The sequence below is a fragment of the Paenibacillus sp. Soil750 genome, from assembly GCF_001428045.1.
In the GTDB taxonomy this organism is placed as follows: domain Bacteria; phylum Bacillota; class Bacilli; order Paenibacillales; family NBRC-103111; genus Paenibacillus_E; species Paenibacillus_E allorhizoplanae.
Window position 1 is genome coordinate 23,169 of sequence record NZ_LMSD01000027.1, and the last position, 8,218, is coordinate 31,386.

Here is an 8,218-nt window from a genome sequence, read left to right on the forward strand (position 1 = left end):
CTCTTAGAGTTTCCGACGTTGTACAAGAGGACATAAAGCTAACGAAGAACGTTAGTTCAACATTTCAAAGTAAAACAAAAAAGAGGGGGTAAATAAATTGGAGAACAGACTAACTCCTAAGCAACAAAAACGACAACTAGAACGTGAAATTATTGATGAGTATCACAAATTAGAAACTGAACAAGCCCTGGAGCCTTTGTATCATTTTTTTTTGGAATGGAAATCAGGGACATTGCCATATTTCGAACTAACTGAACTAATTCATCTATTCCATAAGAAGAACCAGGAGATCTATAAAGACTTTACGTATACAGATAATAAAGACCTCCTTCTTCTTGCAAAGATGAAATTGGGCCGTTTATCCGAGGATGATATTAGAGAAAATAAACGGCTTTTAGAGTTTTGGGGTTATGATGAAAATACCTCTAGTTAAATATATTGTCATAACTGAATCATTTACATGGAGCAGATGTTGAAGATTAGTTCCCCCGTGTTCATTAAACTATTGGGCAGATTACTTCATAAACGTGTTAATTTTATATTGAAGAATGAGTAAAATGCTGTTAATCTTATGGAAATATTTTCTGTGGGGGGTTATTGAATGAGCACTAAAGCAACCGATCCGATACTATATACGATACCTGAGAGCTTTGAAAGTAAACGATTGCTTATAAGAGCCCCATTATGGGAAGATGGCGTGGCGGTAAATGAGGCAGTTAAAGAAAGTATCGAAGAATTGCGTCCCTGGATGCCGTGGGCTGGGAACATTCCTACAATTGAAGAGTCTGAAATAAGTATCCGACGAGCTAGGCTTCAATTCTTGGATCGCACCGATCTAAGATTACTCCTTATTCTGAAAGAGACAGGCCAATTAATTGGTAGCAGCGGTTTACATCGAATTGATTGGCAATCGCGTAAATTTGAAATTGGTTATTGGGTGCGTACATCTTTTGGCAATAAAGGATATATTACTGAAGCAGTAGACGCTATTACAAACTATGCTGTACAGGAGTTAAAGGCTAATAGAATTGAAATCCGATGTGATGGACGCAATGCACGAAGTTCACGAATTGCCGAACGCCTAGGATTCACATTAGAAGGAATTCTTCGAAATGATAACTGTGATGTAGATGGTTCATTGAGAGATACTATGGTATTCTCTAAAGTTCGCGGTGTGGAGTTTTAATTATTTATCCAATCCTTTTACGGATTGAACGCGGAACGATAGCGTAATAATTAGGGAGCAGATCGCCTCGCGGCAGCTGCTCCCTGGATTCGTTAAGGGAGTATAGTATAATGACAAGGGAAAAGTGATATGGAACTAGAATTACTAATCAACTGTAAAAAGGGACGAAGTGCAATGATTTGAAATGAGGAGAAAATTAATGATTGAATATCGCGGAATTGAAATTTTGTTTGAAAATGGATACATTCAGACAAAAGGACTATATAAAATGATTGAAAAAGAATTTATTATATCCATTAAAAAAAGGTTGCATAATGAGTATGTAGAGCTGATCAGATACCTAATTAATTACGTGATTGATGCTAAACCATTAATTAAGCCTGACCAAACCATTGCATTCCATTCTTGGTTGTTAAAATGTTGTGAACTTTCTGAACTTTATTATGAGATATGGGAAGTCCAAAGCAATGGTGAAGGTTTTGGTGAAGGTGCAGACTATGCAATTAAAGTAGTCCAAGAACAGAAACAAGAATGTCAGGAAAACGGAGCAACTCCGAAATTTCCAATTTTTAATCAAATGATAGTTATTTCTAAAGGTGTGTACGAAGGACTAGCAGTCGATGCAGTGAGATATCCTTCACCAGAGCATATGTCAGGATGGTGGCTTACAACTGACCTGTATGACGATAACGTGGGATCTTTGATGACGGTTCATTATCACCATTTAGCATTTAAAAGGCCAGACCTAATGAAATATTTCGCTTTACCTTATGGATATAGATTTAATATCGCAGGGAAAGAACAAGATGTTTGGTTCGATGAAAATGCAATAAATTAACCACTTTTGTTCCTCAGCTGGTCGATTACGCTAACGGATAACGATAGTTTAATTAACCGCCTTTTCAAAGGGCGGTTTTCTTTAGGGATAAAAACAACAATTAAGGTTTAACATAGCCTTAATTAATAGGAGAGAATCAAGAGTGAATGAAAAAATACCATACTTAGTCGGAAATGCGTCATTAAAATCAGAATTATGTATTGAAGAAGTTGGAGAGAAAATATCGGAAAAATTGTTTGGCGGTTTGAAGTTCATAGGAAAGGATAAAAAGATTTACGAAGAAGTTCCTGCAGTTTATTTAGAACATGATATAATGTCCCTTAGAATAATTTTGCAGGGATTCAGTGGTCGGGAAGAAGATCAAGGTTTTAGTTTAGGAATTTTTCCGTTTTCAGCATCCTATATTTTTAAGGGTCAGGAATTGGAACACTTCCGAGTAGATGGATACCTAACCTTGTTATTAAAAGATGCCTTAAAAGATGTTGAGGAAATACAAGTCATTGATCAAAGAACTAGTAAGAAGTAACAGTTTTATTTAATTAGATAAAAAGTGAAGATTGTTCAGCTAACGGATAACGATAGTTGAGGAGTTGCCTACGCGGCAGCTCTTTTTTGTTTGTTAAATTAACGGGCAGTTTAATGGAGTATTATTGAATTATGAATTGAGGGGAAGGGTGCGAGTTGGAATATAAAGACTTAATGAAACAAAAGGATATATTTTTCTTTGGTCTTACAGAGCCTGAAGTAAATTCATTAAGACTGCACTTCAGTAAAAGTGAAACGGGAGAAGCTGAACCACTTATTATNAAAGGATATATTTTTCTTTGGTCTTACAGAGCCTGAAGTAAATTCATTAAGACTGCACTTCAGTAAAAGTGAAACGGGAGAAGCTGAACCACTTATTATYGGTGAAAAAAACTTTGGTGATTCATACCCAATTATCATTGACGAAAACTCGCCAGTAATACAAGTTGACTTTGAGACTTACGTTGCATATTCAATCCGAAATGAATCATTTACAACATGGGATGATTATGAGGAGTTTGAAGGGGAAATATTTAGAATCTATAAGAAATCAAGGTATCTTGATTTTATTACTGTTGGNTCAATCCGAAATGAATCATTTACAACATGGGATGATTATGAGGAGTTTGAAGGGGAAATATTTAGAATCTATAAGAAATCAAGGTATCTTGATTTTATTACTGTTGGGACTTTCGCATCAGTAGATTTTCCAGGACCATTAAAGCACTATGGGATTTGTTGTCTTGACCACATTGTTGATGTAGTCTCAGTCTCTGAACCTGTAGTAAATGAAATAAAAAGACGTTAATTGCAGTGAAATGTGATGAGTTGATTTACTAAGCTAACGCAGAACGTTAGTTGAAACAAACCAGGGAGCAGATGCCGAGGCAGCTGCTCCTTTTGCCATTAAGCTATTGGGCAGATATCTTCAATTCAGTATGTTAAAATATGGTTAAACATTAATATTTAAAAGGTTGAATGGAGCGGAGTATTATAGTGAAATTTGAAATATTCGATGTAGTCAGATTGCTTAAAGACTTCGATGACGAAGGCGTATTAACGGGAGAAGTTGCAACGATTGTAGAAGTTTATACTTTGCCAAGGGAAGGTTACGAATTAGAGTTTGTGGGTGAGGGTGGGATAACTAAGGCATTGTTCGCTGTTGGACCAGATGACATTGAACTTTGCATTTAATCTACCTCTTATTTACTAATGACAACGTTACAGGTAAAGGATGTTTGTTTTATATAGGGAGGACTGACATGGGAAACTATATTTTCAATCGCTCTAATAACCTAGATTTCGGAATGAGCAATGGAGGATTGACCGTCTTTCTTACCGTATTGGGACTGAGTGGCACATTATCAGCTAATACGAAAAAAGAGAAAGAATTAATATTGTGGCTTATGGAACACGACATTGAAGTGAGAGGTCTTGGAAATGGTGGGTTTGATGTCGAGGATATACCTTGGGATGTAATTAACTTTGAAATCGAAAAAGAGTTCTTAGTAAATGTTATTCAAGGGGCAAAACAGAAAATTGGATGGGATACTTTAGATTATGTTCCGAATGAAGAATTAATCATGTCATATTTGGGGAGTTTTATGGAAATGATTCGAATCCTTGCACCTGAGAATATAAAAAAAGATGAATATATAGAATGGATTAATTTGGGGATTAGGGACAAAAGGTTTAAAAACCCTGAAGGATATCCGAAATGTGAGAAGCATGGAATTTTATTATATTGGAATGGTTGTATAGCGTGTAATGATAAATGATAATCGGGAAAGTCCATTTAACTAACGGGACACGATAGTTCAATAACAAATTGAAAAGGCAGCCAGCCCAGGTGGATTGGTTGCCTTTTCTCAAGTAACGGGCAGTAATGCGGAACTACATTAAGTGGTTATTGAGGCACTGGTGCATTTTAACAAGAATGGCTATGTTAATAGAGAGAAAATCTTCACTGGCGTTAGCGAGCAAACTAGTATGAAATAATTAGGATGGTTTATTTTAAATTTTGATAGCAAAGGAGTGGTTTGGTTGAAAATATGGTGGCTAGATTATCACCCAGTTTATAATACTGTAAGTTTTGTAAATTATGATGAAGGAAAAAAAGTTAGAGAATTGGTACAAGATGCTAACCCGTTGGTAGGTAATTGGAAAACATACAATGTGATTTTAGATAACAAGGAAAAACCTTCGGTTATATTAAATGCGGTTGGAGGGGCTCTAATTGTAAGTGAACGAGCAAAAGAAATAATATCGCAAACACCAAACCTGAATGTTGAATTCTTACCACTAACAAACACTGAAGGTGAGTCTGAGTTTTTTGTCTTGAATGTATTAACGGTTTTAAATTGTGTAGATCCGAACCATTCAAAAGAGAAGCGACTGGGTAGTTCGAATTTGTTAATTGATTATGAAGAGTTGGAGCTTTTTAAGGATGTTGTACAAGATAATGATATTTTCAGAATCATGTTACATGAAGGAAACAAGATCTTAACTAAGATTTATGTTTCTGACCGTCTAAAGGAAATGATTGAAAACCACCTGAAAGGGTATCAACTCGTTGAGATGTGGGATTCGGAGTTTTCTTGGAAGCAGAAAGAAGAAAAGTATGTATCCATGTGTGAAGAAATCAATATTTCATTAAAAGTAACGTTTGATTTTCAGAAAGCTATCGACTATATACAAAAAAATAAAGGACAAATAGTATTTAGCGGAAAATGGGCTTTAAAAGTTGATGAGGAAAATGAAATATTGCTGGGGCAGCTTGTACTAGACGGCACTTATTCTTGGATCAACCCAGTTTATTATCCTCCTGTGATTTTGGGATTAACATGGGGAATTAAAGAAAAGAAAAAGTCATTATTTAGCATATTTAATTTATAAATTTATTGTTAATGAAGGCTAACGACTGTAAATGATCGGTAGCCTTCTCAACTAACGGGCAGTAGAGCGAAGTGGTAAAAGCTGTTTTATACTCAATGCACCCATAAGTTACATAAATGGCAAAACCAATTTATGAAAGTTAAAATTCCCCATATTGCGAAACTTTGTACATGCACCAAGCGTCTGTAAAGTAAGGGGCAGGATAAGTAAGGAGATGGGGAAGTTTCAATGAAATTCAATAAGAAAAGATACTTAATAATTCCAATAGTTTTAATTGCAGTAGGCTATTTGCTGTACACAATGTTATATATAAATATTTACGGTTTTACAATAAGGAAATCTAAAATCCAAGATATTATTGTTTATACTTCAACTGATACCTACCAAATTAACAACAAAGAACTTCTTGAAAAAATTTTAGATGAAATGTCTAAAATGAAGAAAACAACAAAAATAGAAAACAATTTTCCGCCAGGCGAGTTATATTCTCAGATGCCAAAAATTCTATTACAAGAAGGAATTAATAAAGAAACTAATTCTACTTATGGTGGTAGCTTGTGGAATGTAGGGAATCAAATTTGGGAAGATAGTAACGGATATTATTGGAATGTAACATCTGAGGTTCTCGATCTTATTAATGAATCTATAAAAGATAAAGAAACGATTAAACTGCACTAGGGAGAATTATCAAAGAAGAAGATTAAGCTATCGAGTCCCTATAGCTCTATAATAATTTGACTTGTATATATTTAGCTAAAAGGTCATTCAACTAACTGGGAACGATAGTTCAATCATGACACGACGGCAGCCGCCGAGGGACAGGCAGAATAATTAAAGGGAATCATTCTGAGTTAAGCGAATTATTAAAAAAGTGATATGTGCATTTTCATTAAATTGCAGAGGGGAAATAGTGTGCCAGACCTGACAAAAAACGTACTTGAAGACATGAACAAGCAGCTCGATCGAATCATAAAGAGCTTAAACCGACTTGATGATGATTTGATTTGGAAAAAAATGAAGGATTCTATGAACAGCATTGGAAACCTTTGCTTACATTTAGCGGGAAACGAGTATCAGAACCTCATAAGTGCAATCGGAAACAAACCCTTCATTCGGGAACGCGCTCAAGAATTTAATTCTGAAGGTGGCATATCGAAGGATGAATTGAGTAGTCTTCTTTTGAGGACACGATCTGAATCGGAAAGTATATTATCAGTTTTGTCCGAGCAGGATTTAAAAAGGGAAGTCATAATCCGCTATGACTTGGAGGATTGGAACAGAATGCTTCGGGTTAATGCTTCGGGTTAATGCTTCAGAAAATGAAACCTATGAAGTGAGAGTAATCAGTCGGCTTCTTGTTCAGGTTGCGGCACACTATGGATATCATGCTGGGCAAATTGTGCTACTCTCCAAATTAATGAAAGATTCGAATGAACACATAACAGGACAGTATCATTGATCATTCATTCAACTAACGAAACTTATAGTTCAAAATTGGAAGGGCTGCCGCTTAGGCAGCCCTTCGTTGAGCTAACGGGCAGAAGAGCGTGGTTTAACATTCCCTGATTTTCTTCATTGTGATACTCTGTTAAGAGGAACTGGGGGAATTATAATGCAAGAGAAAATCGATGAAATCGTTCGTAAATATTTTAAGAATTCTGTATACGCTATTGAACTGGTACCATTCGGTCTGACTAATCTAACGAAAATTTTAACAATAAATGACCAAAAATATGTCATTCGCATCTACAATCGTCATACTAAAAATAAAGAGAGTATTAAATTTGAAGTAAAAATAACATCGTATTTAAGTAAACAAAGTCTTTCATTTGTAGTACCAGTGTTTCTAGATACGGATGAAGGTGAAAAATATGTACATCTGTCAGATGGAACACTCGGTGCAATCGTTTCGTTTATTGAAGGGACAGTTCCGGAGTTATCCAATGTACAGCAAGCTACAGAGTTTGGCTGTGTAGTCGGTGAAATTTCTTCAGCACTTAGTCAATACGAAGCAGAACTAAAATACGAAGGGATTTCCTTCTTGGAAATTTATGCTCTGCATCCATTAGCCGATTATCATGCTGTAGCATCTTTTATCAAGGACCCACCCTTTGCAATCCCTCAATCTGCTATTACTTTTTATAAAGAGATGGTCTCTTCTGTGGAGCAGAGTAAACATGAATTATTGGAATTGTCCAAGCAACTAGTTCATCATGACTTGCTGATCTACAACTTACTTTCAAAAGAGAACAGAATCCATGGTGTATTAGATTTTGATTTTACGTCATTTGATGTTAGCTTTATGGAGTTTACCATTTCCCTTAATCACGTGCTTCAGTTGACAAACGGATCTTGGGATCAGGTGGAGAGATTTATTAAAGGCTACTCTCAATTTAGACAATGTACACATCAAGAAATGAATCAACTACAACTATTGACTCAAATTTACCATATAGCAGTACTTCACATTTACATCGGACAGCATTATTCAGGACAAAATATCGAACAAAACTTTAAATACATTCTAAATCAATTTCTAACTAGAAATGATTGGCTGAACAAGCAGCGTACGCCATTAAAACAACTGTTTGAGAAGTATTTACTCAACTAACGGTAAACGAAAACGTCAAAAGGAGCCGCGAAAGCTGCTCCTTTTGTCATTAAGCTATTGGGCAGTAGAGCGTGGCGGAAAGCCATTTATGTAACTTTGAAGTATTGGGCAGGAGAGTTTAGCAATAATTAATTTTTACCAGTTATGATCTCGAACAGTTTGT

Annotated in this window: 10 protein-coding genes; all 10 read left to right on the forward strand. The window is 35.6% G+C overall.

Going from position 1 to position 8,218, the window contains the following annotated elements:
• The first annotated feature begins 97 nt into the window (after positions 1-97).
• The 10 genes from ASL11_RS23830 to ASL11_RS23880 all read left to right on the forward strand — a co-directional run bounded on the left by ASL11_RS23830 (position 98) and on the right by ASL11_RS23880 (position 8,055).
• The gene (locus ASL11_RS23830; RefSeq protein ID WP_056620520.1) at positions 98-433 is read left to right on the forward strand and encodes a hypothetical protein; all 336 of its coding nucleotides are present in this window, start codon (positions 98-100) and stop codon (positions 431-433) included.
• A gap of 168 nt (positions 434-601) precedes the next feature.
• Positions 602-1,186 (forward strand): GNAT family N-acetyltransferase, encoded by a 585-nt coding sequence (locus ASL11_RS23835; protein WP_056620522.1) that lies wholly within the window; start codon positions 602-604, stop codon positions 1,184-1,186.
• A 199-nt stretch (positions 1,187-1,385) separates the two neighbouring features.
• Positions 1,386-2,024: an immunity protein Imm33 domain-containing protein gene (locus ASL11_RS37250; protein ID WP_200962478.1), complete on the forward strand. Its 639-nt coding sequence runs from the start codon at positions 1,386-1,388 to the stop codon at positions 2,022-2,024.
• 142 nt (positions 2,025-2,166) lie between these two features.
• Complete coding sequence (locus ASL11_RS23845; protein WP_056620524.1) at positions 2,167-2,550, forward strand: hypothetical protein; 384 nt, start codon at positions 2,167-2,169, stop codon at positions 2,548-2,550.
• A gap of 995 nt (positions 2,551-3,545) precedes the next feature.
• Positions 3,546-3,743: a DUF4926 domain-containing protein gene (locus ASL11_RS23855; protein ID WP_056620528.1), complete on the forward strand. Its 198-nt coding sequence runs from the start codon at positions 3,546-3,548 to the stop codon at positions 3,741-3,743.
• Positions 3,744-3,811: 68 nt separating this feature from the next.
• Positions 3,812-4,327: a hypothetical protein gene (locus tag ASL11_RS23860; protein ID WP_056620531.1), complete on the forward strand. Its 516-nt coding sequence runs from the start codon at positions 3,812-3,814 to the stop codon at positions 4,325-4,327.
• A gap of 265 nt (positions 4,328-4,592) precedes the next feature.
• Entirely contained in the window at positions 4,593-5,444 is an 852-nt protein-coding gene (locus tag ASL11_RS23865; protein ID WP_056620533.1) for an imm11 family protein, read from the forward strand.
• Positions 5,445-5,672: 228 nt separating this feature from the next.
• On the forward strand, positions 5,673-6,122 hold the full coding sequence (locus ASL11_RS23870; RefSeq protein WP_056620535.1) for a hypothetical protein: 450 nt from the start codon (positions 5,673-5,675) through the stop codon (positions 6,120-6,122).
• A gap of 267 nt (positions 6,123-6,389) precedes the next feature.
• Positions 6,390-6,752, forward strand: a complete 363-nt coding sequence (locus tag ASL11_RS23875; protein ID WP_235550565.1) for a DinB family protein — start codon at positions 6,390-6,392, stop codon at positions 6,750-6,752.
• 304 nt (positions 6,753-7,056) lie between these two features.
• A complete protein-coding gene (locus tag ASL11_RS23880) occupies positions 7,057-8,055 on the forward strand; it encodes a phosphotransferase (protein WP_056620537.1) in 999 nt (332 codons plus the stop codon).
• The last annotated feature ends 163 nt before the right edge of the window (positions 8,056-8,218 follow it).